We start from the raw sequence: 25,519 nt of genomic DNA on the forward strand, positions 1-25,519 counted from the left end.
GACCAAGCTTGCGGCCGCCGACTGCTATATCATCAGCCAACGACGGGCGGGCCCGCCAGCTCGTCGAGGTGACGATCGACAGCCTCGCCGAAATGGGGTTCGTCGGCACGACGCTCGCACAGGTCGCCGGGCGCGCCGACGTGTCGCCCGGGCTGGTCGCGCATTATTTCGGCGACAAGGACGGGCTGCTCGAGGCCGCCTTCCGCTCGCTCGCGATGCGGGTTGGCATCAACCTGCTGGTGCGCCTCGCGGAGACCGAGGATGCGCGCGGGCGGCTGCAGGCGGTGATCGACGCCAATCTCGGCCCGCAGGAATTCGACCATCGCACCGCGAAGGTGTGGCTCGCTTTCTGGGGGCAGGTGCTGCAGGCGCCGCGGCTGCGGCGGATCCAACAGGTCTACCAGCGCCGCATGCTCTCCAATTTGCGCCACGCGCTGCGTCGGCTCGTGCCGGCGAGCGAAGTGGTGCCGCTGGCGGCGATGATCGCGGCGATGATTGACGGCGTGTGGCTGCGCGGCGCGCTGTCGGGCTGGATCGAGACCGATGGCGAGACAGCGCGGGCGATGCTCACCTCGTTCGTCGACAGGCATATCGCGAGCCTGCCCCAATCGGCGGCGACGCCCCCCGCCCGCCCGACGACGATCGATCCGGTCAATCCGGCGACGGGCGCGGTGATCGCCTCGCTTCCCGTCACCACTATGGGCGAACTGGAGGCGATGATCGCGCGCGCCAAGGCGGCGCAGAAGCAATGGGCAGCCTTGATGCCGGTCGAGCGCGGACGGGTGCTGCGGCGGACAGCCGACCTGCTGCGCGAGCGCAATGCCGAACTCGCGCGGCTCGAGACGCAGAATACCGGCAAGCCGATCCAGGAGACCGAGGCGGTCGACGTCCTCTCCGGCGCCGACTGCCTCGAATATTATGCCGGCGTCGCCGCCACCATTGCCGGCCAGCATCTCGATCTCGGCGCGGGCGCGTTCGGTTACACGCGGCGCGAACCGCTCGGCATCGTCGCCGGCATCGGCGCGTGGAATTATCCGCTCCAGATCGCCTGCTGGAAGGCGGCGCCCGCGCTCGCCTGCGGCAATGCGATGCTGTTCAAGCCGGCCGAGCAGACTCCGCTGACCGCCGCCGCGCTGGAAGGCATCTTCCGCGAGGCGGGGCTGCCCGACGGCGTGTTCCAGGTCGTGCAGGGCTATGGCGATCTCGGCCGCGCGATGATCGAGCATCGCGACATCGCCAAGGTGTCGCTGACCGGATCGGTGCCGACCGGCCGCGCGGTAATGGCGACCGCCGCGAAGGGACTTAAGACCGTCACCCTCGAGCTCGGCGGCAAATCGCCGCTGATCGTGTTCGGCGATGCCGATATCGACAATGCGGTTGCGGGCGCGATGCTCGCCAACTTCTATTCCACCGGACAGGTCTGCTCGAACGGCACGCGCGTGTTCGTCCAGCGCCCGATCCTTGATCTGTTCCTCGAAAAGCTGGTCGCGCGCACCGCCAGACTGCGCATCGGCGATCCGCTCGATCCCGCGACGCAAATCGGGCCGCTCGTCTCGGCGAGCCAGCTCGATCTCGTCCTCGGCCATATCGCCCGTGCCAAGCGCGAGGGGGTACGACTGGTGACCGGCGGCCGCCGGCTGGCCGAAGGCGCGCTCGCCAGCGGTTTCTATGTCGAGCCGACAATCTTCGTCAGCGGCGACGACAGCAACGCGATCGTGCGCGACGAGGTGTTCGGCCCGGTCATGACGATCCTCCCCTTCGACGACGAGGACGAGGTGATCGCGCGCGCCAACGAGACCGAATTCGGGCTCGCGGCGGGCGTGTTCACGCAGGATATCACCCGCGCGCATCGCGTGATCGCGCGGCTCGATGCCGGTACCTGCTGGATCAACCAGTATAATGTCACCCCGGTCGAGATGCCGTTCGGCGGGGTCAAATCGTCGGGCATCGGGCGCGAGAATGGGCTCGCCGCGATCGAACATTATACCCGTATCAAGAGCGTCTACGTGGCGATGGCGCCGATCGACTGCCCCTACTGACAGAGGCGCGCATGGCTGAGGATTACGACTATATCATCGTCGGCGCCGGATCGGCCGGCTGCGTGCTCGCCGATCGGCTGAGCGCGGACGGCAAGGCCCGCGTGCTGGTGCTCGAATATGGCGGATCGGATCGATCGGTCGTGATCCAGATGCCGAGCGCGCTCTCGATCCCGATGAACCGCGATCGCTATAACTGGCGCTACGAGACCGAGCCCGAGCCGCATCTCGGCGGGCGGCGGATGCACACGCCGCGCGGCAAGGTGCTCGGCGGCTCCTCGTCGATCAACGGCATGGTCTATGTGCGCGGCAATCCGATGGATTTCGAACGCTGGCAGGCGGAAGGTGCCACCGGCTGGTCCTATGCCGACGTGCTGCCCTACTTCCGCCGCGCCGAGACGCGCGAGGAAGGCGGGGATTCGTATCGCGGTGGCGAGGGCAAGCTCCACACCAAGTACGGCCCGCTCCGCAATCCGCTCCACGCCGCCTTCCTGAAGGCGGCCCAGCAGGCCGGCTATCCGCTGACCGACGATATCAATGGCGGTCAGCAGGAAGGCTTCGGCCGGATGGACATGACCGTCCACAAGGGCCGCCGCTGGAGCGCGGCCAACGCCTACCTCAAGCCGGCGATGGCGCGGCCGAACCTGCGCGTCGTCACCCACGCGCTCGCCAGCCGCATCCTGCTGGAGGGCAAGCGCGCGGTGGGCGTCGCCTACACGCGCGGCGGCACCGAGCATCGCGCGATGGCGCGGCGCGAGGTGATCGTCTCGGGTGGACCGATCAACTCGCCGCAATTGCTCAAGCTGTCGGGCATCGGCCCGGCGGCGGAATTGCGCGCGCTAGGCATCCCGGTGGTGCACGATCTGCCCGGCGTCGGCGAAAATCTGCAGGACCATCTCGAATTCTATTTCCAGATGGAATGCCTCCAGCCGGTCACGCTCTATTCGGTGATGAACCTGTTTTCGAAGGGGCTGATCGGCGCGCGCTGGCTGCTGACGAAGGACGGGCTGGGTGCGACCAACCATTTCGAAAGCTGCGGCTTCATCCGCAGCCGGCCGGGCATCGCCTATCCCGACATCCAGTTCCACTTCCTGCCGTTGGCGGTGGCCTATGACGGCAGCACGATGGCCGAGGGGCACGGTTTCCAGGCGCATGTCGGCCCGATGCGATCGAAGAGCCGCGGCCATGTGCGGCTCAAGAGCGCCGATCCGGCCGAGAAGCCGATCATCCGCTTCAACTATATGAGCCACCCCGACGATTGGGTGGAAATGCGCGCCTGCGTCCGCCTGACGCGCGAGATCTTCCGCCAGCAGGCGCTGGTGCCGTTTGCGGGCCGAGAACTCCAGCCCGGCGAGGACGTAGTGACCGACGAGGCGATCGACGCGTTCGTGCGCGATCATGTCGAGAGCGCCTATCACCCGTCCTGCACCTGCAAGATCGGCCCCGGCGGCGATCCGATGGCGGTGGTCGATGCGGAGTTGCGGGTGCACGGAATCGCCAATCTGCGCGTGGTCGATTCATCGGTGATGCCGTCGGTGACGACCGGCAACCTCAACGCGCCGACGATCATGATCGGCGAGAAAGCGGCGGATCATATCCTGGGCAAGGGCATGCTGGCGGCGTCGAACGCGCCTTATCATCGCGCCGGGGGGTGGGAGACGGCGCAGCGTTAAGACAGTTGCGTCAGGTAGCTTAACTCGCGGTCTTGTCATTCTCGCGGAGGTCGGAATCGATGATCTCCGATTCTCTGATGACATGGATTCCAAACATCTGCGCTAAATATTGTAAGAATAGAATGGGACAGAAAAATTCTGTCTTATGATGTTTTCATAACACAATCAGCTAGAGCGGGATGACGTTTGAATGAATCGGGGGATTCACACGGGTCTGATTTTCTGATTCAAGCTTCGTGCTGGGTTGGAGGCCAGCGACGATGAAACCCTATTCGATGGATTTGCGGGATCGCGCGATTGCGCGGGTGCTGGCGGGGGAGACGGTTCGATCGGTGGCGGAGGCGCTGAGTGTCAGCGCCGCGACAGTGGTGCGCTGGGCGCAGCGATATCGCGGATCGGGCAGCGTGGCTCCGGGCAAGGTGGGCGGCCACAAGATCGGCATATTGTCGGGCGGCAACCGCGACTGGTTGCTGGAGCGGGCAAAGACAGACTTCACCCTGCGCGGGCTGGTGGCCGAACTCGCCGAACGCGACGTCACGGTAGACTATGTGCAGGTCTGGCGTTTCGTCCATGCCGAGGGCCTGAGCTTTAAAAAAAAGCGTGCTCCCCGCCGAGCAGCTACGACCCGCAGTGGCACGGCGGCGCGAGCAGTGGAAGAAGTTCCAGAGCCGGCCTGATCCAGCGCGCCTCGTCTTCATCGACGAGACCTGGGCCAAGACCAACATGGCGCCTCTGCGTGGGTGGGCGCCGGTCGGCAAACGGCTCCATGCCAAGGTGCCTTACGGCCACTGGAAAACGATGACCGTCATCGCCGCCCTGCGCTCCGACCGGATCGATGCGCCGTTCGTGTTCGATCAGCCGATCAACGCCGCCAGCTTCACCGCGTGGGTCGAAACCCAGCTCTGCCCAACGCTGCGCGCAGGCGACATCGTCATCATGGACAACCTCTCCAGCCACAAGACACCCGCCGTCAGGGCCGCCATCCGCGCCAGAGGCGCTCGCCTTCTCTTCCTGCCGCCCTACAGCCCAGACCTCAATCCGATCGAGCAGGTCTTCGCCAAGCTCAAACACCTGCTCCGAAAGGCCGCAGAGCGAACGCACGACGCAACATGGCAGCGCGTCGGAGCGCTGCTGGATCGGTTCCCACCCGATGAATGCAGCAATTACCTGCGAAACTCAGGCTATGGTGCAACTTAACGTCATCAGACTCTAGAAATTAACATTTTACCGACTGATTACAATAAGGGTGGACTAGATCCCCGTTCGAAACGTCACCAGTGCCACCTTCGCGAACGGGTGTGACATGGTCGTAGGAGACTGATTTGGCGGGATCTAATAATCCGTGACATATGTTGCACTTAATCGCGGAGTCGAGAGCACGCTTTACAAAAAGCGCCGATTTAGTTTCATCTGAAAAAACAGTGTTATTCGCAGCAGTTGTAATATCTAAAATTCTCCCGCGCGCTCCCAAATGTTCAATTGCTTCTTCTACCTTTACTGTTTTATTATCGGCAAAATTTTCAATCAAAAATGAATATAGATCGCGCATTTTGCTCACGCGAGTTTGCTTACTCATATTCTGGAGTAATATCCCGATGAGCGACTTATTTTCAATCAGAAATTTTTCCATGCGCTCGCGCGCGAGCACAAACTTTCCAAAAAAACCTCCATCGTTATCTTTGATCTTTCGTGATATTAGCAAAACCATGCCAAGGAAGAGGAACCGGCTGTGCTTGCCCCGCTCGTTGTAGAAATAAACCGCAGGGTGAAGGCCCAAGCTACCGTTCGAGTTCCCGGTTATGCGCTTGGCAACTGAGAGAGCATTTTGAAGCACCGCCACTGTAGTAGAACCATCGGGATCGTCGTCATAACCAGCAATCCCTTTAGTCAATGTCTGCGTTGAGTCTGCGATGCTCAAAAACTCGATCAACAGAGACAGCGCGTCTAATGGCGAAACCGAGCCGCCTAGCGGTAGATCAAGAGTCTTAATCGGCTGCGACACTTCGGGATCGAACAAAACTTCAAAAAGCTGCCTTGCAGCCGCCTCTACAGATTTTTGAGCATCGGCAGAGAAGGAGGACCAATATTTATGCCCACCGCCAGCACGAAGGATCGCTCGCGCGCCTACAGCGATCGGTTTCTTTCGATTCCGAAGCAAAAGCTCTTCCGTATCGTCGAGAGGCGTACCCTGGGAGTTGATTTTGAAAAATGATGTTTCAGCTACTGAGGCCGTACCTTGAACCCACTGTAAATTAAGTCCACGAGTAAAAAGTAGGTGCGCGCGCTTCAGGTCCAGTTCTGATCCAGAGTTTGTTGAACCCACGATACTTTTTAGCTTTGAGAAGCGACCAATTCGCGCCTCAACCATTGCACGGGTCCGCTTAGCGAGGCGTTTTTGATCATCGGAAATCTCGCCGCCGTAAAATACCTGCGATATGGCGCCATCGCCATAGTCGTCTTCGATCCAGGCTCGAAGGGCGCTCAAGCGATGCCCCCCGTCAATTACAAATATGTAAGATGAAGATTTCCATAGAATTAGTGACGGAATAAGCTCATTATCTAGAAAACTGGCGATGAAGGTTGTGACCTGTGCTGGTGTCCAATGGTTGGTTTCTCTCTGGAAGTCCGGCTTGCGCATTAGCCCACGGACTGGTGATCCAGATTCAAGATTCGATACATTGAAATTTTGAAAAAGATCCATCGTGTACTCGCCATCTTCTGTTGCGAAATCGGCGCGCTGGATCATAGCATCTAGATTTACTCGAGTGCCCATATATTATTGCCCTCCCGGCATGGACCATAGAGCTGGTAAGGCGTTTTGCGAAGACACTTCTGTCTTAAGCGGCCCGAAGCAGAAACTCGTCATCACTGTTTGATCCTACCGACGTGGGTTAGCGCCGCCCCGCTCAGCGTTGCTTCTTCGCCGTGGTCGCGGTGAAATCGGGGTCCTTCTTCGCCACCCAATCGACGAATTTGCGCACATTGGGGTTATCCAGCAGGCCCGTCACATCCATCCCGTGGCGCTGCAGTTCGGAATTGGTGAAATTGGCGATCAAGGTTTGCTGGCAGATCGGGTGCATCGGCACGACATCGCGCCCGCCCCGGCTCTTGGGCACGGGATGGTGCCAGACGATCGTCTTGCCGGTCGGCCGTCCGCACAGCCAGCAGACGACCGGCGCCGCCGGCTCTTCCTCTTGCTCGCGATGCAAGTCCCCGTAAGGATCGTGTTTCGAATGCTTGCGGGCCATGCATCTGCCTGAATATCGTGAAGGTGCGCCACCCACCTAGGCCGGCGCAGTCGGCATTGCCACACAAGCCTCTTCCACCCCGAAGCCGCTATCGATCGGACGGCTTCGCTGATAGGGGGCCGAAATGATCGCCCTCACCTGCCTTTGCGGCCAAGTCCGCACCGAACTCGGCAAGCGCCCCGATTTCATCCACGCATGCAACTGCACCTTGTGCAGCAAGAGCGGCGCACACTGGGGATATTTCCATCCGTCCGAGGTCTGCGTCGAGGGCGATACGAAGGGCTATTGCCGGAGCGACAAGGAAGCGCCGTCGGCGGAAATCCACTTTTGCGAACAGTGCGGCTCGACGACACACTTCACCCTGACCGCGGATGCGGTGGCGAAGTTCGGCAACGTGATGATGGGCGTCAATATGCTCCTGGCGGACGAACGCGATCTCGCCGGAGTGGAAGTGCGCTTCCCCGACGGCCGCGCCTGGCCGGGCGCGGGCGAATTTACCTATGTTCGCGAGGCGCGCTTCATCGGGGAAGGGTAATCCGCGCCGGCCGGAGCGAGCCAACGGAAGTGACCGTCTAGTCCTTCGTCTCGCGCCCCAACACGACGTGCGTCGCAAGGTCGGTGGAAGTGGATTCGACCACGCGATAGCCGAGCGCCGGCAGATCCAGCCCCGCGAACATCGCCTCGCCCCGACCGAGCAGGACAGGCGAAATGGCGAAGTGCAGGTCGTCGATCAGCCCGGCCTGCAGATACTGGCGCACCGTCGAGACGCCGCCGCCGATCTTGACGTCGCGCTCTCCTGCCGCTTCACGCGCGCGTTCGAGCGCGGCGTGGATGCCGTCGGTGACGAAGTGGAACGTCGTGCCGCCCTCCATGACGAGCGGCGCGCGTGCATGGTTCGTCAGGATGAAGGTCGGCGCGTGATAAGGGGGATTGTCGCCCCACCAGCCCTTCCATTCTTCGTCCGGCCATTCGCCCCGCACCGGGCCGAACATGTTGCGGCCGAGGATGAAGGCGCCGAACCCGTCCATCGAGCGGTGAGCAAAGCTCTCGTCGACGCCCTCCGATCCGCCCTCGGCACCGAACATCGCCTTGAATGTCTTCGTGCCGAAGAACCAGCCGTGAAGCGTGCGCCCGTTCTTGCCGAGGGGATCCTGCAGGCTCTGCTCGGGGCCGGCGCCGTAGCCGTCCAGCGACAAGGAAAATCCCGCAACTTTGACACGTCCCAATGCTGGTCTCCTGACAGCGTTCCCGATGAAGTCGTTTAGGGTGTCGATCCCCGCCCGTTCGGCGGGATCGACCAAATACCGACACCTGTCGACGAATTGGTCGGTCCCGCTTCTACAAACGACCTCAAGCTCGCCAGATAGATGCCCCAGCGGGTCGTACGAAGGGCCTCGTCATCATCGGGTCGCGGCCTGCAAACTGTCGCCCTGCTCGACCGAAGGCGGCCCCGGCTAGACGCACTGCAAGGGCTGGTGTGGCAGGGCCGGCAGGCGGATCTCGATGCAGTCTCCCGGGCGCACGGTTCCACCTGCCTGGACCACTGCCATAATGCCGGTCTTTCGGATCAGTATATTGTCCGGACCCCGGTCGAGCACCGCCGCGAGCAAACCTGGCCGGAAGCGCTCGATCTGAGCGCAGGGGTTCCGCAGGCCGGTAACCCGCAGCACGGCCGTCCTGCCGACGTTGAGTAAGGTGCCCTGCGGAAATGCGAGCAAGTTGAGCCCCGAGGTCGTGATGTTTTCGCCAAAATCAGCGGGCGCGATTTCGAAACCCTTGGCAGCGAGCTCGGCAAATAGCTCCGAATGGATCAGGTGCACCTGGCGCAAATTGGGCTGCGTCGGATCGGCGGCGACACGCGAGCGGTGCCTCACAGTGACACCCTCGTGCGCATCACCTGCCACGCCAAGTCCGGCAATCAGCTCGATGTGCGGCGCGCATTGCTTGGAAAAATTGTGACTTTTGTCGCTGGCTACGGCGATTACCCGGCCCATGTCGTCCGCCCCCTCGGAGGAAGCATAGCGGAGCATTGAATGTCTGCAACCGGCGACAGGCGTCACACAGCGTTCCTTCACTCGAACAGCTTTGCTTATGGCGCGCAGAAGGATGGCGACACGCGCGCCCTTACCATCTTCCGCCCGCGATCTCACCATGCCATCCGTCCTGCGAGGCATATGTGACACCCACGGGCCGGAGATTGACCATGTGTTCTTCGAACGGCCCCATTCTCGCTCTGGCTCTGGCCTTCTCCGCTTTAGGGACCACCGCGCACGCCGCTGTCCGCGTCATCACCGGCCCCACGCCGATCCCGCATGGGCAGGCCGAAGCGAAGGGCGACATCACCCTCGTCAACGAACGCCTCGCCGTCGCGATCGCAGTCGAGACCGCGCCGCCCTGGGCGATCCCGCGCGGGGCTTTGATCGATGCGGCGCCGGTGGTGGGCGGGGTGATCGGGACGGATCGCGTCACCTTCGCCGATTTCCTGCCGAACAGCTGGAGCGCGTGGCCGAGCGACCACCAGCAAGTCCGCGTCGTCACCGATACGCCGGGCGAGGCGGTGGTCGAGGCGAAGCGCAACTGGGCCGATGTCGAGATCGTCACGCGCTATTCGCTCAAAAGCGGCGACGACAGCGTCCATATCGCGGTGCGCATGACCAATCGCGGCGCGAAGCCGGTCGAGAATGCGCTCTCCGGGTTCGTATTGTGGTCGATGGGCGGGCATTTCTTCGGGGTGCCGGGGCTGCCGCATCAGGTCGAAGGGCCGTCGACCGGGGCGATGGCCGATCAGATCGTCGCCTACGACAAGGATTGGGCGATCGCGATGCACATGCCGGGCTTCGATCGCTTCGGTTTCGAGCAGAAGGATCTGTACAAGCGCACCACGCTCGCGCCGGGCGAGAGTCGCAGCTTCGACGGCTGGCTCCAGATCGTGCCGCGCGGCGATCTCGCGCCGATCGTGGCGGCCGAGCTGGCGCGCGCGGGGGGCGGCGTGGCGCATATCGGCGGGCAGGTGACGCAGGCCGATCGCACGCCGGTCGCGGCGCCGGTGGTGGTGGTCGAGAAAGACGGGCGGCCCTTTGCATGGACGGTCGGCGAGCGCGGCCATTATACCTTCACCCTCGCGCCCGGCCATTACCGCTTCTACGCAACGGGCGAGGGCTATAGCGAGACGCCGAAAGTCGATGTCGATCTCGCCGCCGATGCCAGCCGGACGCAGGATTTCGCGGGGTTAGAGCCCGCCGGCCATCTGCGTCTCCATGTCCATGACGCCGCCAGCGGCAAGCCGGCCGATGCGCGGATCGCGATTCTGCAGGGGCAGGCGCCGGTGGTCGAATATCTCGGCCGGCACATCTTCTTCACCCGGCTCGATCGGGTTGGGCAGGCGACGCTCGATCTGGCTCCGGGGGCTTATGTGCTGTCGGTGCAATCGGGCGCGGGCTTCACCGCGCCGCCGGTGACCCTGCCGGTGACGATCGTACCCGGCCAGACGCATGACGCCGATGTCGCAATCGACCGGCTGTTCGCGCCCGCGAAGCAAGGCTGGTTCGCGGCCGACATGCACCACCATTCGAACCAGGCCGACGGCGTGACCCCGCCCGAGGACCTTGCCCGATCGCAGCTCGCCGCCGGGCTCGATCTGCTGTTCGTCAGCGATCACGACCTGACGACCAATCATGCGATCCTGCAGCGGATCGCGGCGCGTCGGGGGGTGCCGTTCATCCCCTCGGCCGAATTCTCGCCCTCATGGGGGCATTTCAACGCTTATCCCCTGAAGCTCAGCGCGCAGGTCAGGCTGGAGATGGCGACCGCCACCGCGAGCGAGGTGTACGCCGAGGCACATCGGCTGGGCGCGCGCGTGATCCAGGTGAATCATCCGTTGATGGCAGGCGAGGGCTATCTCACCAGCGTCGCTCTGGGCGTTGCCAAAGGCGGGCTCGATCCGGCGTTCGATCTGCTCGAGATCAACGGGGCGCAGCCGGGGGACGACGACAAGGTGCTGGCCCGCGCGTGGCAATCATGGGGCGGGGATCATCCGTATTTCCTCAGCGCGGGATCGGACACGCATGATGTGTGGAACGAGGTTTCGGGCGATGTGCGGCTCTATGCGCATGTCGCGGGCAAGTTGACGGCGGCCAGCTTCGTCGAAGCGGCACGACAGGGTCATTCCTATGTGACGCACGGGCCGCTGGTGTTTCCGGATCACATGTTTGGCAGCGTGGTGGGCGCGGGAGGGACGGTCGCGCTTGGGTTCGAGCTCGAAGCCGCGAACGGGCTGAAGCGGGTCACGGTGATCCATGACGGCGTGGTCGATCGGACCTTGTCCTATATGAAGGAACGGTCGGCGCATCTCGTCGTCAAGGCGAATAGCGAGAAGCGGGGCTGGTATGCGCTGACGGTCGAGGATGAAGAGGGGCACAAGGCCTATACGAACCCGATTTTCATGCGGCCGAGGCGGAAGTGAACTTCCATTTCCCGTCCCGATAAGACGTCATCCCAGCGAAGGCTGGGATCTCAGGAGGATATAAGCGCCCTCAACTCTCCTGAGACCCCAGCCTTCGCTGGGGTGACGGATAAGAGATAGCCGCTCGCGCTATCAGAGATCGCCTGCCGTCAGCGCGAGCGCACCGACCAGATGTTCGGCAAAGGAGCGCCAGGTTTCGACGCGGAAAGCCGTCTCGCCGGTGCGCCACAGGATGATCTCGATGCCTTCGTGCAACGTGCGCGTGACCTTGCCGACCGGGAAGGCTGCGAGCGCGAGATCGAGCGCGATGCCGCATTGGAGCAGACGTTCCGCCTGCGGGCCCTCGACCGTCAGGCTGATATTGCGATCGCTGATGTCGGTCAGCGCATACGGGCCTTCGGGTACCGACGTTCCTTCGGGCAGGATTACCAGCCATTCGTCCGGGCCGAGGCCAAGCGCATGGCCGCCCGCGAAGGGCGCGCTCGCGAGGATCTTCGGCAGGCTCTCGGGCGAGCGGGTGCGCAGGCTGTAGCGCACCGCTGCGGGCGCGGGGGCGATCGTCACGCCTTCGTGGATGGAATGGAGATCAGCCATCGAGGCGTTCGCCTTTCCGGTCGTAGAAGATGGGATCCACCACCGTCACACGGTGGGTCGTGCCGGGCATCGGCACGAACAGGGTCTTGCCCATCCTTGCGCGCCCTCCGACGACCACCGCCAAGGCGATCGAACGCCCCAGAGTGGCGCTGTGGTAGGAGGAGGTGACGTGGCCGATCATCGGCATCGGCAGAGGGGCGCCAGGATCGGCGACGATCTGCGCGCCCTCCTCCAGCACCAGTTGCGCGTCCTCGGTCAGCAGGCCGACCAATTGCTTGCGATCGGGCAGCGCCATGTCCGGCCGCGCCAGCGAGCGCTTACCGACGAAATCCGGCTTGGCCTTGCCGATCATCCAGCCGAGCCCGGCATCGTCGGGGGTCAGCGTGCCGTCGGTATCCTGCCCGACGATGATGAAGCCCTTTTCGGCGCGCAGGACGTGCATCGTCTCGGTGCCGTAGGCGACGGCATCATATTTGCGGCCCTCGTCCCACAAGGCTTCCCACACCGTCAGGCCATGGCCGGCGGGCACATTGACCTCGAAGCCGAGCTCGCCGGTGAAGCTCACCCGGAACAGCCGCATCGGCACGCCGCAGATCGTGCCGGTCGCGAACGCCATATGCGGCAGCGCCTCGGGCGAGAGATCCACGTCCTCCACGAACGGCGCGATCAGGTCGCGCGCACGCGGGCCCTGCACCGCGATCACGGCATATTGCTCGCTGGTCGAGGTCAGCCAGACGTCGAGATCGGGCCATTCGGTCTGGCGGTAATCCTCCATCATGTTGAGGACGCGCGCAGCCCCGCCGGTGGTGGTCGTGACGTGGAAACGATCGGGTGCGATCCGCGCGGCGACGCCGTCGTCGCGGATGAAGCCATCCTCGCCGAGCAGCAGCCCGTAGCGGCAGCGGCCGGGGGCCAGCGCCTTCCACGGGTTGGTGTACATGCGGTTGAGGAACTCGGCCGCGTCAGCGCCGACGACCTCGATCTTGCCGAGCGTGGAGGCGTCGAACAGCCCGACCCGCTCGCGCACACCACGACATTCGCGCGCGACCGCGGCATCCATATCCTCGCCGTCACGCGGAAAGTAGCGCGCGCGGCGCCATTGTGCGACATTCTCGAACACCGCGCCGTGCGCCTCGGCCCAGCCGTCGATCACGGTCTTGCGGACCGGCTGGAACAGGGCGTCCTTGGCGATGCCGGCAAGCGCGCCGAAGGTGGTCGGCGTATAAGGCGGGCGGAAGGTGGTGAGGCCGACCTGCGGCGCACTGTTGCCGAGCGCCCCGGCGGCGATCTGGAGCCCGTTCAGGTTGGAGGTCTTGCCCTGATCGGTCGCCATGCCGTTAGTGGTGTAGCGCTTGATATGCTCGATCGAGCGGAAGCCCTCACGCACCGCAAGCCGGATATCGCGCGCGGTGACGTCGTTCTGGAGATCGACGAACGCCTTGAAGGTGGTCGGATCGTGCGGGCTCCACAAAGCCTCGACATGCACGCCGTTGCCGGGATCGACCGCGCCGGCGCAGGCACCGGTGCAGGTGACGAACTCTATCTCGCCCTCGGGCACGAACGCCCCGAGCGCGGCATCCCAGCCGAGCTTGCCCTTGTTGTGGCTCCACAGATGCACCGTCGGGGTCCAGCCGCCCGCCATCAACAGCGCATCGCAGGCGATGCGGCGCTCGGCCTTGCTGCCGATCGCGGTAACGCTGATGCCGGTGAGCGCCTTGCTCCCCTGCGTACCCGAGACGACATGCTCCGTGAGGATGTCGATCCCAAGCGTCTTCGCCTTGGCGGCGAGCATCGGATCGACCGTGTCGCGGATATCGACGATCGCGGCGATCGCGACGCCCGCTTCGGCGAGATCGAAGATCGCCTGATAGCCACTGTCATGCGCCGCGAGCAGCGCCACCTTGCGCCCGACGGCGACGCCGTAGCGCTGGAGGTAGGTTCGCGCGGCGCTCGCCAGCATGATGCCAGGGCGATCATTGTCGGCGAAGACGAGCGGACGCTCGATCGCGCCGGTCGCGAGCACGACCCGGCCGGCGCGGATGCGATGCAACCGCTCGCGCGGCCCCGTGCTCTCGGCGGGTGGCAGATGATCGGTCAGGCGCTCGACCGCGCCGACGAAGCCGTCATGATAGAGGCCGATCGCAGTGGTGCGCGGCAGGCAGACCGCGCCCGCATCGCGCAGGCGGTCGAGCGCGCCGGCGAGCCATTCCCAGCGCGCGGGCTCGGCCAGCAGCTTGCCGCCGAGCTCGCTCTGCTCGTCGAGAAGCATCACCCGTTGGCCGCTGTCGACCGCCGCCAGCGCCGCCTCGATCCCGGCGCGCCCGGCGCCGACGACCAGCAGATCGACGAAATCGTAAGTGGCGGTATAGCGATCTGCGTCGATCGCATCGGGCGCCTTGCCGAGCCCGGCCATGCGCCGGATGGCGGGCTCGTAGAGCTTCTCCCACGCGGCGCGCGGCCACATGAAAGTCTTGTTGTAGAAGCCCGCCGGGAAGAGCGGCGACAAAGCGTTGGTCGCGGCGCCCAGATCGAAGCCGAGCGACGGCCAGCAATTCTGCGTTTCGACCTTGAGCCCGTCATGCAGCTCGATCGAGGTCGCGCGGACGTTGGGGGTGTAGCGCCCTGCCCCGCGATCGACCCCCATCAGCGCATTGGGCTCCTCGACGCCAGCGCCGAGCAGGCCGCGCGGCCGGTGATATTTGAACGAGCGGCCGACGAGCGAGGTGCCGCTCGCCAGCAGGGCCGATGCGAGCGTGTCGCCGGCGAGCCCGCGCATCGCCTTGCCGTCGAAGCTGAAGGACAAAGGTCGCGCCGGATCGACGCGACCGCGGCCGGGACAGCGATAGCCACTCACGAGATCGTGTCGCTTTTGCCGGTCCAGCTATCGGCCTCGCCGGGGCGCGCCTCACCGGCTTTGTAGGTGCGCTCGAAACGGTCGGTCACCGTATCGCGGATCGCGTTGAAGAAGCGGCCGCAGCCATGGTTGTGGCGCCAGCGCTCGAAATGGCGGCCGCGCGCATTGGTGCGCTGGAACAGGTAGGTCTCCCAATCGGCGTCGCTCATCGTCGAGGGATTGGCCGGGCGCGCGATATGCGCCTCGCCGGCATAGCCGAACTCGATCTCTGGGCGGCGCTCGTCGCAATACGGGCAGTGGATCAGCAGCATATCAGTGCGCCACCGCCGCGGCCGCCGCTTCGTCGATCAGCCGCCCGTTGCGGAAGCGATCGAGATTGAAGGGCGCGTTGATCGGGTGGGGTTCGTCCTTGGCGATCGTCCATGCGAGCAGATCGGCCGCGCCCGGGGTCGCCTTGAAGCCGCCAGTGCCCCAGCCGCAATTGACGTAGAGCCCCTTGACGGGGGTCTTTCCCAAAATGGGCGAACGATCGGGGGTGACGTCGACGATCCCGCCCCAGTTGCGCAGCATCCGCATGCGGCGCACGACCGGGAAGATCTCGCAGATCGCCGCCAAAGTATGCTCGACGATGTGGAGCGCGCCACGCTGCGAGTAGCTCACATAAGCATCCGTGCCCGCGCCGATCACGAGCTCGCCCTTGTCGGACTGGCTCATATAGGCATGGACCGTGTTCGACATGACGACGCACGGGAAGAAGGGCTTCACCGGCTCGGACACCAGAGCCTGCAGTGGGAAGCTTTCGAGCGGGAAACGGAGCCCCGCCATCTCCATCACCACCGACGTGTTACCGGCGGCCGAGACGCCGATCTTCTTCGTGGCAATGAAGCCGCGCTCGGTCTCGACCCCGGTGACCGCGCCGTCGGGCCCGCGGCGGATTCCGGTGACCGCGCAATTCTGGATGATGTCGACGCCGAGCGCTGCCGCGCCGCGGGCATAGCCCCACGCGACCGAGTCATGCCGCGCGGTGCCGCCGCGCCGCTGGAGCGCAGCGCCGAGGACGGGGTGGCGCGCGTTGGGATCGATCGAGAGCGGCGGGCAATAGGCCTGCGCCTCTTCCGCCGTCAGCCACTCGTTATCGACGCCGTTCAGCCGGTTCGAATATATGTGCCGCTTGAAGCTCTGCACGTCATGGACGTTGTGCGCGAGCATGAGGACGCCGCGCTTCGAATACATGACGTTGTAGTTGAGCTCCTGGCTGAGCCCGTCCCACAATTTCACCGCATGATCGTAGAGGTGTGCGCTCTCGTCATAGAGGTAGTTCGAGCGGATGATCGTCGTGTTGCGGCCGGTATTGCCGCCGCCGAGCCAGCCTTTCTCGATCACCGCGATATTGGTGAGGCCATGCTTCTTGGCGAGATAATAAGCCGCGCCGAGGCCGTGGCCGCCGGCGCCGACGATGACCGCATCATAGGCCGGCTTGGGCGCGGCATCGGGCCATTGCTCGGGCCAGCTCCTGTGATGGCCGATCGCCTTGGCGACGAGGGTGGGGAAAGAGAAGCGGGTCATCAGGCGTCGCTATAGACGACGAGCATCGTCGCGCCATCGCGGCTGCCGCCGCCATGCACGGCACCGGCGGCGCGGACGATGAAGGTGCCGGCCGGATGGATCGTGCCGTCGTCATCGTAAAGGCTGCCGTCGAGTATGTAGACCTGTTCGGTCTGGTCATGCGCGTGCGGCGCGGAGACCGTGCCCGGCTCGACCCGCATCAGCTGGGTCGACAGGCCCGGCGCCAACAGCAGCGCGCGAACCGACCAGCCGGGCGAGCCCGGCGACGGCGCCCAATCCCCGGCCGGCGGGGTCGCGCGTGATCCCGCAGCCGGGAGGCCCAGATCGGTCATCGGATTTCACCCGTCACCTGAAGAAGATGAGGCACGGCCTATTCCGCCTCCGCCAGCGCCTTGCGGGCATTGTCGGCGTAGAAATTCTTGAAATATTCGACCAGCTTTTCCTCAAGGCTGTACGGACCCGGACGATAGCCGTCGGTGACGATGCCGGCATGGTTGAGCGCCGAGAGATAGCCGTCCTGCCCGTTGGTCGCGCGCCACACCGCCGCGAGATTGGCGGGATCGTAATCCACGCCTTCCTCGGCATCCTCGCGCACCAGCCAGCTCGTCCGCAGCAAGGTCCGGTCCGGACTCAGCGGGGTCAGCGAGAAGGTGACGACATGGTCGCAGCAGAAATGGTGCCAGCTGTTGGGTTGGGTCCAGATCGACAGGCTCGACGTATCGGGTTCGGTGAACGGCCCGAGCAGCTTGGTCGAAGCGACCTTGCCGTCGAGCGTCTGGCTGACCGCGCCGTTGGCGAGCGGCAGGCGTGCGATGCGGTGCCACCAGTTGCCCGGAAACTCGATCAGATCGTGATAGATGCCGAGCCGTTTCCATTCCTCGCGCTGGGCGGCGATCGCCTCGGCCGTATCGTCGATCACGCCCGGTGCCACATCCTCGGGCAGGCCCTTGCCGAAACCCGAATTGCCGAGGCAGGCGAGCAGCTCAGGATGGTTGTTATCGCAATGATAACATTCGCGATTATTCTCCATCACGAGCTTCCAATTGGCATGCTCGATCAGATCGTCTTGCACCGCGACCTTGCATTTCTCGAGATCGTACATCGCGATCTGCGCTTCGATATCCGCCTTCACCCGATCGATCGGCGGCGGATCGTCGCTCATGCAGATGAAGATCAGCCCGCCGATGTTCTCGAGCGCGACCGGGGTCAGCGGAAAATCGGCCTTGTCGAAATCATCGGCCATGCCGCGCGCGGCGAGCAGGCGGCCGTCGAGGCCGTAGGTCCACTGATGATAGGGGCACATCAGGCGCGGCGCCCTGCCCTTCTGCGCCTCGCACAATTTGGCACCGCGGTGGCGGCAGCTATTGTAGAAGGCGCGCACCTGGCCATCGCGGCCGCGCACGATGATGATCGAGTTGTTGGCCAGCTCGAACAGGAACCAGTCGCCCGGTTTCTTGATGTGCGCGACGGTGCAGGCATAGAGCCACACCCGCTTGAGCATCACCTGCGTATCGAACGCATAGGCCTCCTCGCCGACATAGAGGTCGCGCGGCAAGGTGTAGCCCGGGCGGTCCTTCGCGAGCAGTTTCGCGATATTTTCGAAGCGCGCCATCTTCAGCCCTTCAAAACATCATTGGCCGGATCGTAAGGGGAATCGGCGATCACCGTCGCCTGATAGACCGTACCGAGAATGACGATCTCCAGCGCGGTACCGGCGACTGCGAGCGAAGGATCGACCATCGCCAGCGCGAGGCTCTTGCCGATGCGCCAGCCATAGCCGCCCGAGGTGGCGCGGCCGATCATTTCGCCATTCAGCAGGATCGGCTCGCCGCCGCGCGCATCGGCATCGGTGATACCATGCACTTCGAGCGTGACGAACGCATTCGCCTCGCCCTTCTCCTTGCGCGCAAGCAGCGCGTCGCGGCCGAGGAAGCCCGGTTTGCGCAGGCCGATGAAGCGGCCGAGCCCGCTCTCATAGGCCGAATATTCGACCGAGAGTTCGCGTGGGATGAGCTTGTAGCTCTTCTCCAGCCGCATCGAATCCATCGCGCGGATGCCGAACGGCTTGAGATCGTCGCCGCCCACCTCGAAAAATTTGTCGAAGATGTAATTCTGCATCTCGATCGGGTGATGGATTTCCCAGCCCGCCTCGCCGACGAAATTGACCCGCAGCGCTTCGACCTGCGCAGCGCCGATGCTGATCTTCTTGCCGGTCAGCCACGGGAAGACCGCGCTCGACAGATCGGTGCTGGTGAGCTTGCCCAGGATCTCGCGCGATTTCGGGCCGGCCAGCACCAGCACGCCCATCGCGGTGGTCAGTCGCTCGAAGCTGACCGATCCGTCCTTCGGCATCGCCTTGCGCAGATAATCCTGGTCATGCTTCTCGTAGGCGCCCGCCGAGACCAGATAGAAACGCTGCGGCCCGCTCTTGTAGACGGTGAATTCGGAGCGCACCCCGCCATTGGCGGTGAGCAGGTAAGACAGGGTCACCCGGCCGATTGTCTTCGGCACCGCATTGGTGAGCAGCCCGTCGAGCCACGCCTCGGCGCCCGGCCCCGAAATCTCGCACTTGGCGAATGCGCTCATGTCGAGCAGGCCGGCTTTGGCGGCGACATGGCGGCATTCGGCGCCGACATGCTCGAAATAGTTGGAGCGGCGGAATGACCATTTCTCCTGCACCGGCGCTTCGCCGTCGGGGGTCGGATAATTGTGGCTCAGCAGCACATCGCCGCTGCCCTTTTCGTCCTCGCTCAGTTCATAGCCCTCGGGTGCGAACCAGTTCGGGCGCTCCCAGCCGAACACGGTGCCGAACACCGCGCCCTTGGCCTTCATCCGATCGTAGCACGGCGTGCGGCGCAGCCCACGCGCCGCCTCGCGCTCCTCGTCGGGATAGTGGACGGTGAAGACCTTGGCATAGGCTTCCTCGGTCTTGGCGTGGAGGTAGCCGAAGCCGGCATAATCGCCGAAGCGGCGCGGATCGACGCCGGTCATGTCGATCGTCGGCTCGCCATCGACGATCCAGTGGGCCAGCTGCCAGCCGGCGCCGCCCGCGGCGGTGATGCCGAAGCTGTGGCCTTCGTTGAGCCAGAAATTCTTGAGACCCGCCGCCGGGCCGACGATCGGGCTGCCGTCGGGCGTATAGGCGATCGCGCCATTATAGACGCGCTTGATGCCGACCTCGGCAAAGGCCGGCACGCGCGCGATCGCGGCCTCGACATAAGGCAGCAGCCGATCGAGATCCTCGGGAAACAATTCATATTCCGAATTGGCCGACGGGCCGTTCGGGTAACAGATCGGCGCACCGATCTCGTACGGCCCGAGCAGCAGGCCACCGGCTTCCTCGCGCATATAATAGCTCGCGTCGGATTCGCGCAGCACGCCCATTTCGGGGAGCCCCTGGCGCTTGCGTTCCATGATCGCGGGATGCTGTTCGGTGACGATATATTGGTGCTCGACCGGGATGACCGGGATATCGAGCCCGACCATCGCGCCGGTCTGGCGGGCGAAACTCCCGGTCGCGGAAACGACATGCTCGCACAGCACATCGCCCTGATCCGTCGAGACGAGCCATTCGCCGTTCGGCTGCTGCGTGATCGCGGTGACGACGGTGTTGCGATGGATCGCCGCCCCCATCTGCCGCGCGCCGCGCGCGAACGCCTGGGTGAGATCGGCCGGCTGGATATAGCCATCGGCCGGATGCCGGATCGCCGCCAGTACGCCGGTCGTGTCGCACAAGGGCCAGATCGCCTTGAGCTCTTCGGGCGTGATCAGATCGACCTCGACCCCGATCGTGCGGGCGATGCCCATATAATATTTGTATTCGTCGAGCCGGTCCTGCGTGCAGGCCAAGCGGATGTTCGAGACGTTCGAGAAGCCGACATTGAGCCCGGTCTCGGCCTCCAGCGCCGGATAGAGACCCACCGAATATTGGTGCATCTTGCCGACCGAATAGCTCAGGTTGAACAAGGGCAGCAGGCCGGCCGCATGCCAGGTCGAGCCCGAAGTCAGTTCCTTGCGCTCGATCAGCATGACATCGGTCCAGCCGAGCTTGGCGAGATGGTAGAGCGTCGCCACGCCCACCACACCGCCGCCGATCACCACCACACGCGCGCTTGTCTTCAAGGGATCAGTCCACCGTTGCTGGAGATGGCCGCAATCGCCATGCTCGTCTGATATTCCTGGTGCCCCGATTGGCGATATTAAAGTTGCTTATCCGCAGGCGGTGACGGGATCGCGACCACGGCCGGTTTGTGCCCCCAGGCGGCAAGCGCGGCGACCAGATCGGCCCCGGCCAGGCCCAAAGTTGCCGTGTTGTGCAGGGGGTGGACATTGACCCGCTCAGCCTCCGCCACGACGGGGTCGAGCACCACCGAGATCATGCCCTCGCCGGCATTGATCGCCGCCAGCGGCGTCACCGCGCCGGGGGTGACGCCGAGCAGCCGCTCCATATCCTCGGCCTTGCCGAACGACACCTTGCCCGCCCCGATCGCCGCCGGCAGCGCCTTGAGATCGACCCGCGCATGCGCCTCGACCGTGACGAGGAAGAAGCGGCCATTCTTGTCCTTGAGGAACAGGTTCTTGGTGTGCACGCCGGGAATGGCGCGATGGAGGCTTTCGCTCTCCTCGACGGTGAACACCGCCGCATGCGGCACATTCTCATACGCGATGCCAAGCTGGTCGAGCGCCGCCAGCAAAGTCGCTTCGTCATGCATATTCTGCTCCTTCATCGAACGGCGCGCCGGATAGCGCGCGGAGGGCCATGGTGCGACCGGATAAGTAAATCTAATTGTAGGCTTGGCGAGGCCGCCGGGACTGCGCTAGCTCTTGTCCGGACTGCCCATGAGCAATGGGGCGATCACATTTGAACATGGGGCGGCTCTTGCGATCCCGCCGCCCCACGTGTTCGTCACCCTGAACTTGTTTCAGGGTCCACCGGGAGTGCCGCACTGTCCGTGCGGATGCCTGGTGGATGCTGAAACAAGTTCAGCATGACGAAGAAAACAAATGCGATCATCTTCTCGCCAGGGACGTAAAGCTCACGCACGAGGACTTCACGCCACATGAAGATGCCGCCGGGTTTCGATCTCAGTTCGCTCGAAGTGTTCGTCCTTACCGCCGAACTCGGCGGGATGACGCAAAGCGGTCAGCATCTCGGCATGACCCAGTCGGCGGTGTCGCAGACCATCCTGAAGATGGAAGCGGCGCTCGGCGTGAAGTTGTTCGATCGTACGATGCGACCGCTCGCGCTGACGCCGAGCGGCAAGCTGCTGTTGCAGGAGGGCACGCGCCTGCTCGCGGCGGCCCGCAACCTGACGATCGAGGTGCGTGAGGGCAGCCAGCGCCCGGTCGACAGCGTGACGATCGCGCTCGCCGAGAGCCTAGCCAATCACCTGACCGCGCCGCTTCTGCTCGAGCTCGGCGGGCGGGCGACGCGCTGGCAGCTGCGATCGGGCATCTCGTTGCTGCAGCATCATGAGTTCCTGACCCGCAAGATCGACATGCTCATCACCGGCAGCAGCCAGTTGCGCGATTCGGACGAGGTCGATCATTTTCCGCTGATGACCGAATATTTCATCCTGATCGCGCCGGCCGGCCATGAAGGGCCGCTGGATCCGCTGGATGAACTGGCGGGATTGCCATTCGTTCGCTTTTCGCTGCTGTCGGCGATGGGGCAGCGGATCGAGCGTCAGCTCGCGCGGCTTCGGCTCGCTTTGCCGAACGTCGTCGAAATCGACTCGACCGAGCAGCAGGTGTCGAGCGTCGCGGCGGGCTTCGGCTGGAGCATCACGACGCCGCTTTGCCTGGCGAGCCATATCGACATGCTGCCCCACCTTCGGGTCGCGCCACTCAAGCGCGCCCAGTTCCGCCGGACGATCCACCTGGTGGCACGCCGCGGCGAATTCGGGACCTTGCCGCGCGACATCGCGGCTGTTGCGGAGCGCAGCCTGCGCACCAGCCGTCTTGTTGCACTGGCGCAGGAACTGCCCTGGCTGGCCGACGTGATCGGCTGGCCGGGTATTACGAGCGAAGCGTAGAGGGTCGGGCGACGATATTCCCCAAATAGGTCGTCCCCGGCGAAAACTTGTATCTCGGGAGAATAGGAGCGCACTTAGTCTCTGCCGACGCTCCCGCCTTCGCCGCGGCGATAAAGCGGAAGATCACGCACATTGCAGGCAATATGTGTTCGACAAACAACAGAATTCGGCAATTTCCCGGCTTCCGGGACGCTCCATAGTTTTTTCTTATAGCTGCCATGATAGATAACGGCATCGCAGTGCAGCATGGACCTCGGGAATGCTGACAGGTAGCGTTAAGGAACAGTGACAGCCGCAAAGAGCGGACGAGTCGGCGGGGGAGCCGAGTGTTCTGATCAAGTGCGTTCGTTGATCTTGCCTTGGGGGGAAGAAAATGAAGTCGCGTTATCTGATATCCTGCGCCGCCGCCGCCATGATCAGCGGCGTTGCCCATGCAGAACCGCAGGCCGCCGGCGCGGCGCCAGCCGATACGACGCCCGGCGAGATCATTGTGACCGCCACGCGGCGCAACGAGAGCCTCCAGAAGGTTCCGCTGACCATCCAGGCGTTCACCGGCGACACGCTGTCCAAGCTCAACGTCGCCAACTTCAACGACCTGATGAAGTTCACGCCGAACGTCACCTTCGGCAATAACGGGCCGGGCGCCGGATCGATCTTCCTGCGCGGCCTGTCGAGCGGTTTCGCCGGCAGTCAGTCGGCTTCGACCACCGGCTACTTCCCGAACGTCGCGCTCTATCTCGACGATCAGTCGATGCAGTTCCCGGCGCGCAACGCCGACATCTATGTCGCCGACATGGAGCGGGTCGAGGTGCTCGAAGGCCCGCAGGGTACGCTCTTCGGCGGCGGTGCGGAGGCGGGCGCGGTGCGCTACATCACCAACAAGCCCAAGCTGGATGTGTTCGAGGGCCATTTCGAGGGCAGCGCCGGCGCCACGCGCGGCGGTGCGCCCAACGGATCGTTCAACGCCACCATCAACATTCCGATCGTGAAGGACAAGCTCGCGGTCCGCGCGGTGATCTATGACGATCATCATGGTGGCTATATCGACAACGTCTACGGCACCTATACCCGCACGTCGCACGATCCCTACGCCAACTATCTGCCCAATCCGACTTCGGCGAACCAGTCCAACGGCGGGCAATATAACAATACCTCGACCTCCAAGAAGGATTTCAACCCGGTCGACTATATCGGCGGCCGGATCGCGGCGAAGTGGCAGATCAGCGACGACTGGGATTTCCTGGTCTCGGAAATGTACCAGAAGCTCGATGCGCAGGGTACGTTCGCCGAAGAACCCTACAGCCCGGACAATGTGAAGCTCGGCCGCCTGCAGACGGTGACGTTCGAGCCGAGCTACAACAAGGACGATTTCTCGAACACCGCCTGGACGTTGAACGGCAAGCTCGGCGATTTCCATATCGTCTATACCGGCGCCTACATGGTCCGGCATATCGAGACGCAGCAGGATTATACCAACTACTCGCGTCGCTTCGGCTCTTATTATCAGTGCGTCGGCAGCGGCACCGGGATCGGCAACGGCGTCAACGGCCAGCCTTATTGCTACGATCCGTACAGCTACTGGCACGACAAGACGCGCAGCACCCACATGAGCCACGAACTGCGGCTCTCGAGCCCGGTCGAGAAGCGCCTGCGCTTCATCGTCGGTGGTTTCTACGAGAAGTTCCGCATCTACGACAATATGGACTTCGACTATAAGTCGACGCCGACCTGCACGAACGAATTGATCGCCGGCGGCACCGGCTGCCTTGGCCTGCTGCAGCCGCTTCCGGGTACGACCATGAACATTCCGGGCACGCGCGGGCCGAAGGTTGCGTTCGGCGAAGACACGCAGCGCGGCTATGATCAATATGCCGGCTTCGCGTCGGTCGATTTCGATATCTTCCCGAACCTGACGCTCAGCGGCGGCACGCGTTATTACCACTACAAGGAATTCGAGACCGGATCGCAATATGGCATGTTCCCGGTATCGAACTGCCTGAACGTGCTCGTCTGCAAGACGGGTGTGGGCGGTGACATGGTCAATATCGACGCCAATAACGACCATGTCGTCTACCACGGCTTCCGCAGCCGCGGCACGCTGACGTGGAAGCCGACCAATCTTCTCACGATCTACGGCACGTTCAGCCAGGGCTTCCGTCCGGGCGGGTTCAACCGGACCGCGAAGACTGTTCTGCCCGGCGCCAATGGCGTGAACCAGTATCTGATCCCGAACGGCTACGCGCCCGACAAGCTGACCAACTGGGAAGCCGGTATCAAGGCCGACATGCTGGACCACAAGCTCCAGGTGAACCTGTCCGGTTATTATATGGTCTGGAACAATATCCAGTTCGGTTTCTTCGATCCGGGCGACGGTTTCGGCAATACGACGTTCGTCGTCAACGGCGCCGATTATCATATCAAGGGCGGCGAAATTCAGCTGACCTACCGCCCGATCAGCGGCCTCTCGATCCAGGGATCGGCAACCTATAACGACAGCAAGCAGGTCTCGTCGCCCTGCCTCGTGTCCACCGTGCCCGGATCGTCGACCCTCGGCCAGTGCATCACGGAGCGGCTGAAGGGCGGCAAGATGGTCCCGATCCAGGCGCCGTTCGGCCTGGTCGGGTCATCGCTGCCGTTCGCGCCGCACTTCCAGGGCAATGCGCGGATCCGCTACGATTGGTCGGGCCCGGCCGCGCTGAAATATTGGGTTGGCGCCGGCGTCACCTATACCGGCTCGACCTACAACCAGCCGGCCAACTTCCCGGCAGGCGTCGAGGGCTCGACCATCTACAACAGCACGTTGCTGCGCTATCGTATGAAGGGCTACGCTCTCGCCGATGCCCAGGTTGGCCTGCGCAAGGACAATTGGTCGGCGTCGATCTTCGGCGACAATATCTTCAACAGCCACGCCAGCACCTTCACCTCGTCGGCGCAATATATCGAATCCCGGACGGTCGTCCGCCCGACGACCTATGGCGTCAAATTCACCTTCGATTTCTGATCGGATTGCCCTTCGGGCAGGCCTTTGCCGATGACGCTGGATTGTAGCGG

At 63.7% G+C, this 25,519-nt stretch carries 19 protein-coding genes; 7 read left to right on the forward strand and 12 right to left on the reverse strand.

Annotation, left to right across the window (positions count from 1 at the left end):
• Positions 1 to 8: 8 nt before the first annotated feature.
• The 3 genes from betB to AB4Z44_RS12700 all read left to right on the forward strand — a co-directional run bounded on the left by betB (position 9) and on the right by AB4Z44_RS12700 (position 4,906).
• Positions 9 to 2,039, forward strand: a complete 2,031-nt coding sequence (gene betB, locus AB4Z44_RS12690; RefSeq protein ID WP_404710063.1) for a betaine-aldehyde dehydrogenase — start codon at positions 9 to 11, stop codon at positions 2,037 to 2,039.
• Between the two features lie 11 nt (positions 2,040 to 2,050).
• The gene (gene betA, locus AB4Z44_RS12695; RefSeq protein WP_404710064.1) at positions 2,051 to 3,709 is read left to right on the forward strand and encodes a choline dehydrogenase; all 1,659 of its coding nucleotides are present in this window, start codon (positions 2,051 to 2,053) and stop codon (positions 3,707 to 3,709) included.
• A gap of 260 nt (positions 3,710 to 3,969) precedes the next feature.
• Positions 3,970 to 4,906 (forward strand): IS630 family transposase gene (locus tag AB4Z44_RS12700; protein WP_404710065.1). Its coding sequence is split into 2 segments (ribosomal slippage): positions 3,970 to 4,299 and positions 4,301 to 4,906, totalling 936 coding nucleotides; the frame shifts between segments, so codons are not numbered across the junction.
• Between the two features lie 19 nt (positions 4,907 to 4,925).
• Here the strand turns inward: AB4Z44_RS12700 and AB4Z44_RS12705 are convergent.
• Together AB4Z44_RS12705 and AB4Z44_RS12710 are read right to left on the reverse strand one after the other, a co-directional pair.
• Entirely contained in the window at positions 4,926 to 6,455 is a 1,530-nt protein-coding gene (locus tag AB4Z44_RS12705) for an HNH endonuclease family protein (RefSeq protein WP_404710066.1), read from the reverse strand.
• Between the two features lie 160 nt (positions 6,456 to 6,615).
• Positions 6,616 to 6,957: a hypothetical protein gene (locus AB4Z44_RS12710; RefSeq protein ID WP_404710067.1), complete on the reverse strand. Its 342-nt coding sequence runs from the start codon at positions 6,955 to 6,957 to the stop codon at positions 6,616 to 6,618.
• Between the two features lie 124 nt (positions 6,958 to 7,081).
• Between AB4Z44_RS12710 and AB4Z44_RS12715 the strand changes: the two genes are divergently transcribed.
• Positions 7,082 to 7,492 (forward strand): GFA family protein, encoded by a 411-nt coding sequence (locus AB4Z44_RS12715; protein WP_404710068.1) that lies wholly within the window; start codon positions 7,082 to 7,084, stop codon positions 7,490 to 7,492.
• A 37-nt stretch (positions 7,493 to 7,529) separates the two neighbouring features.
• Here AB4Z44_RS12715 and AB4Z44_RS12720 read toward each other — a convergent pair whose 3' ends face one another.
• Together AB4Z44_RS12720 and AB4Z44_RS12725 are read right to left on the reverse strand one after the other, a co-directional pair.
• Positions 7,530 to 8,183, reverse strand: a complete 654-nt coding sequence (locus AB4Z44_RS12720) for a dihydrofolate reductase family protein (RefSeq protein ID WP_404710069.1) — start codon at positions 8,181 to 8,183, stop codon at positions 7,530 to 7,532.
• A 228-nt stretch (positions 8,184 to 8,411) separates the two neighbouring features.
• Positions 8,412 to 8,987 carry an MOSC domain-containing protein gene (locus AB4Z44_RS12725; RefSeq protein WP_404710070.1) on the reverse strand — a complete coding sequence of 192 codons (576 nt, stop codon included), beginning with the start codon at positions 8,985 to 8,987 and terminating at the stop codon, positions 8,412 to 8,414.
• A 173-nt stretch (positions 8,988 to 9,160) separates the two neighbouring features.
• On the opposite strand from AB4Z44_RS12725, the gene AB4Z44_RS12730 reads away from it, so the two are divergent.
• Positions 9,161 to 11,419, forward strand: a complete 2,259-nt coding sequence (locus AB4Z44_RS12730; RefSeq protein ID WP_404710071.1) for a CehA/McbA family metallohydrolase — start codon at positions 9,161 to 9,163, stop codon at positions 11,417 to 11,419.
• 132 nt (positions 11,420 to 11,551) lie between these two features.
• On the opposite strand, the gene AB4Z44_RS12735 is transcribed toward AB4Z44_RS12730, so the two are convergent.
• The 8 genes from AB4Z44_RS12735 to AB4Z44_RS12770 all read right to left on the reverse strand — a co-directional run bounded on the left by AB4Z44_RS12735 (position 11,552) and on the right by AB4Z44_RS12770 (position 21,145).
• Positions 11,552 to 12,013, reverse strand: coding sequence for a sarcosine oxidase subunit gamma (locus tag AB4Z44_RS12735; protein WP_404710072.1), 462 nt, complete (start codon positions 12,011 to 12,013; stop codon positions 11,552 to 11,554).
• Positions 12,006 to 14,867, reverse strand: coding sequence for a 2Fe-2S iron-sulfur cluster-binding protein (locus AB4Z44_RS12740; RefSeq protein WP_404710073.1), 2,862 nt, complete (start codon positions 14,865 to 14,867; stop codon positions 12,006 to 12,008). Before AB4Z44_RS12740 ends, AB4Z44_RS12735 begins: the two co-directional genes overlap by 8 nt.
• On the reverse strand, positions 14,864 to 15,178 hold the full coding sequence (locus tag AB4Z44_RS12745; RefSeq protein ID WP_404710074.1) for a sarcosine oxidase subunit delta: 315 nt from the start codon (positions 15,176 to 15,178) through the stop codon (positions 14,864 to 14,866). The genes AB4Z44_RS12740 and AB4Z44_RS12745 overlap by 4 nt, the downstream gene beginning before the upstream one ends.
• 1 nt (position 15,179) lies before the next feature.
• Entirely contained in the window at positions 15,180 to 16,433 is a 1,254-nt protein-coding gene (locus AB4Z44_RS12750; RefSeq protein WP_404710075.1) for a sarcosine oxidase subunit beta family protein, read from the reverse strand.
• Positions 16,433 to 16,765 carry a cupin domain-containing protein gene (locus AB4Z44_RS12755; RefSeq protein ID WP_404710076.1) on the reverse strand — a complete coding sequence of 111 codons (333 nt, stop codon included), beginning with the start codon at positions 16,763 to 16,765 and terminating at the stop codon, positions 16,433 to 16,435. Before AB4Z44_RS12755 ends, AB4Z44_RS12750 begins: the two co-directional genes overlap by 1 nt.
• Positions 16,766 to 16,803: 38 nt before the next feature.
• Positions 16,804 to 18,045, reverse strand: a complete 1,242-nt coding sequence (locus tag AB4Z44_RS12760; protein ID WP_404710077.1) for an aromatic ring-hydroxylating dioxygenase subunit alpha — start codon at positions 18,043 to 18,045, stop codon at positions 16,804 to 16,806.
• 2 nt (positions 18,046 to 18,047) lie between these two features.
• Positions 18,048 to 20,555 (reverse strand): FAD-dependent oxidoreductase, encoded by a 2,508-nt coding sequence (locus tag AB4Z44_RS12765; RefSeq protein WP_404710078.1) that lies wholly within the window; start codon positions 20,553 to 20,555, stop codon positions 18,048 to 18,050.
• 77 nt (positions 20,556 to 20,632) lie between these two features.
• Positions 20,633 to 21,145, reverse strand: a complete 513-nt coding sequence (locus AB4Z44_RS12770) for a prolyl-tRNA synthetase associated domain-containing protein (protein ID WP_404710079.1) — start codon at positions 21,143 to 21,145, stop codon at positions 20,633 to 20,635.
• 348 nt (positions 21,146 to 21,493) lie between these two features.
• On the opposite strand from AB4Z44_RS12770, the gene AB4Z44_RS12775 reads away from it, so the two are divergent.
• Positions 21,494 to 22,468 carry a LysR family transcriptional regulator gene (locus tag AB4Z44_RS12775; protein WP_404710080.1) on the forward strand — a complete coding sequence of 325 codons (975 nt, stop codon included), beginning with the start codon at positions 21,494 to 21,496 and terminating at the stop codon, positions 22,466 to 22,468.
• Between the two features lie 373 nt (positions 22,469 to 22,841).
• A complete protein-coding gene (locus tag AB4Z44_RS12780) occupies positions 22,842 to 25,469 on the forward strand; it encodes a TonB-dependent receptor (RefSeq protein WP_404710081.1) in 2,628 nt (875 codons plus the stop codon).
• Positions 25,470 to 25,519: the final 50 nt, after the last annotated feature.

Origin of the sequence: Sphingomonas sp. MMS24-J13, from assembly GCF_044905095.1 — a bacterium.
In the GTDB taxonomy this organism is placed as follows: Bacteria; Pseudomonadota; Alphaproteobacteria; order Sphingomonadales; family Sphingomonadaceae; genus Sphingomonas_I.

Coding starts and splice junctions, on each gene's coding strand:
- AB4Z44_RS12780 (WP_404710081.1), top strand. CDS start 22,842: ATGAAGTCGCGTTATCTGATATCCTGCGCCGCCGCCGCCATGATCAGC.
- AB4Z44_RS12725 (WP_404710070.1), bottom strand. CDS start 8,987: ATGCTCCGCTATGCTTCCTCCGAGGGGGCGGACGACATGGGCCGGGTA.
- AB4Z44_RS12705 (WP_404710066.1), bottom strand. CDS start 6,455: ATGATCCAGCGCGCCGATTTCGCAACAGAAGATGGCGAGTACACGATG.
- AB4Z44_RS12770 (WP_404710079.1), bottom strand. CDS start 21,145: ATGCATGACGAAGCGACTTTGCTGGCGGCGCTCGACCAGCTTGGCATC.
- AB4Z44_RS12710 (WP_404710067.1), bottom strand. CDS start 6,957: ATGGCCCGCAAGCATTCGAAACACGATCCTTACGGGGACTTGCATCGC.
- AB4Z44_RS12755 (WP_404710076.1), bottom strand. CDS start 16,765: ATGACCGATCTGGGCCTCCCGGCTGCGGGATCACGCGCGACCCCGCCG.
- AB4Z44_RS12730 (WP_404710071.1), top strand. CDS start 9,161: ATGTGTTCTTCGAACGGCCCCATTCTCGCTCTGGCTCTGGCCTTCTCC.
- AB4Z44_RS12760 (WP_404710077.1), bottom strand. CDS start 18,045: ATGGCGCGCTTCGAAAATATCGCGAAACTGCTCGCGAAGGACCGCCCG.
- AB4Z44_RS12715 (WP_404710068.1), top strand. CDS start 7,082: ATGATCGCCCTCACCTGCCTTTGCGGCCAAGTCCGCACCGAACTCGGC.
- betA (WP_404710064.1), top strand. CDS start 2,051: ATGGCTGAGGATTACGACTATATCATCGTCGGCGCCGGATCGGCCGGC.
- AB4Z44_RS12775 (WP_404710080.1), top strand. CDS start 21,494: ATGAAGATGCCGCCGGGTTTCGATCTCAGTTCGCTCGAAGTGTTCGTC.
- AB4Z44_RS12735 (WP_404710072.1), bottom strand. CDS start 12,013: ATGGCTGATCTCCATTCCATCCACGAAGGCGTGACGATCGCCCCCGCG.
- AB4Z44_RS12745 (WP_404710074.1), bottom strand. CDS start 15,178: ATGCTGCTGATCCACTGCCCGTATTGCGACGAGCGCCGCCCAGAGATC.
- AB4Z44_RS12750 (WP_404710075.1), bottom strand. CDS start 16,433: ATGACCCGCTTCTCTTTCCCCACCCTCGTCGCCAAGGCGATCGGCCAT.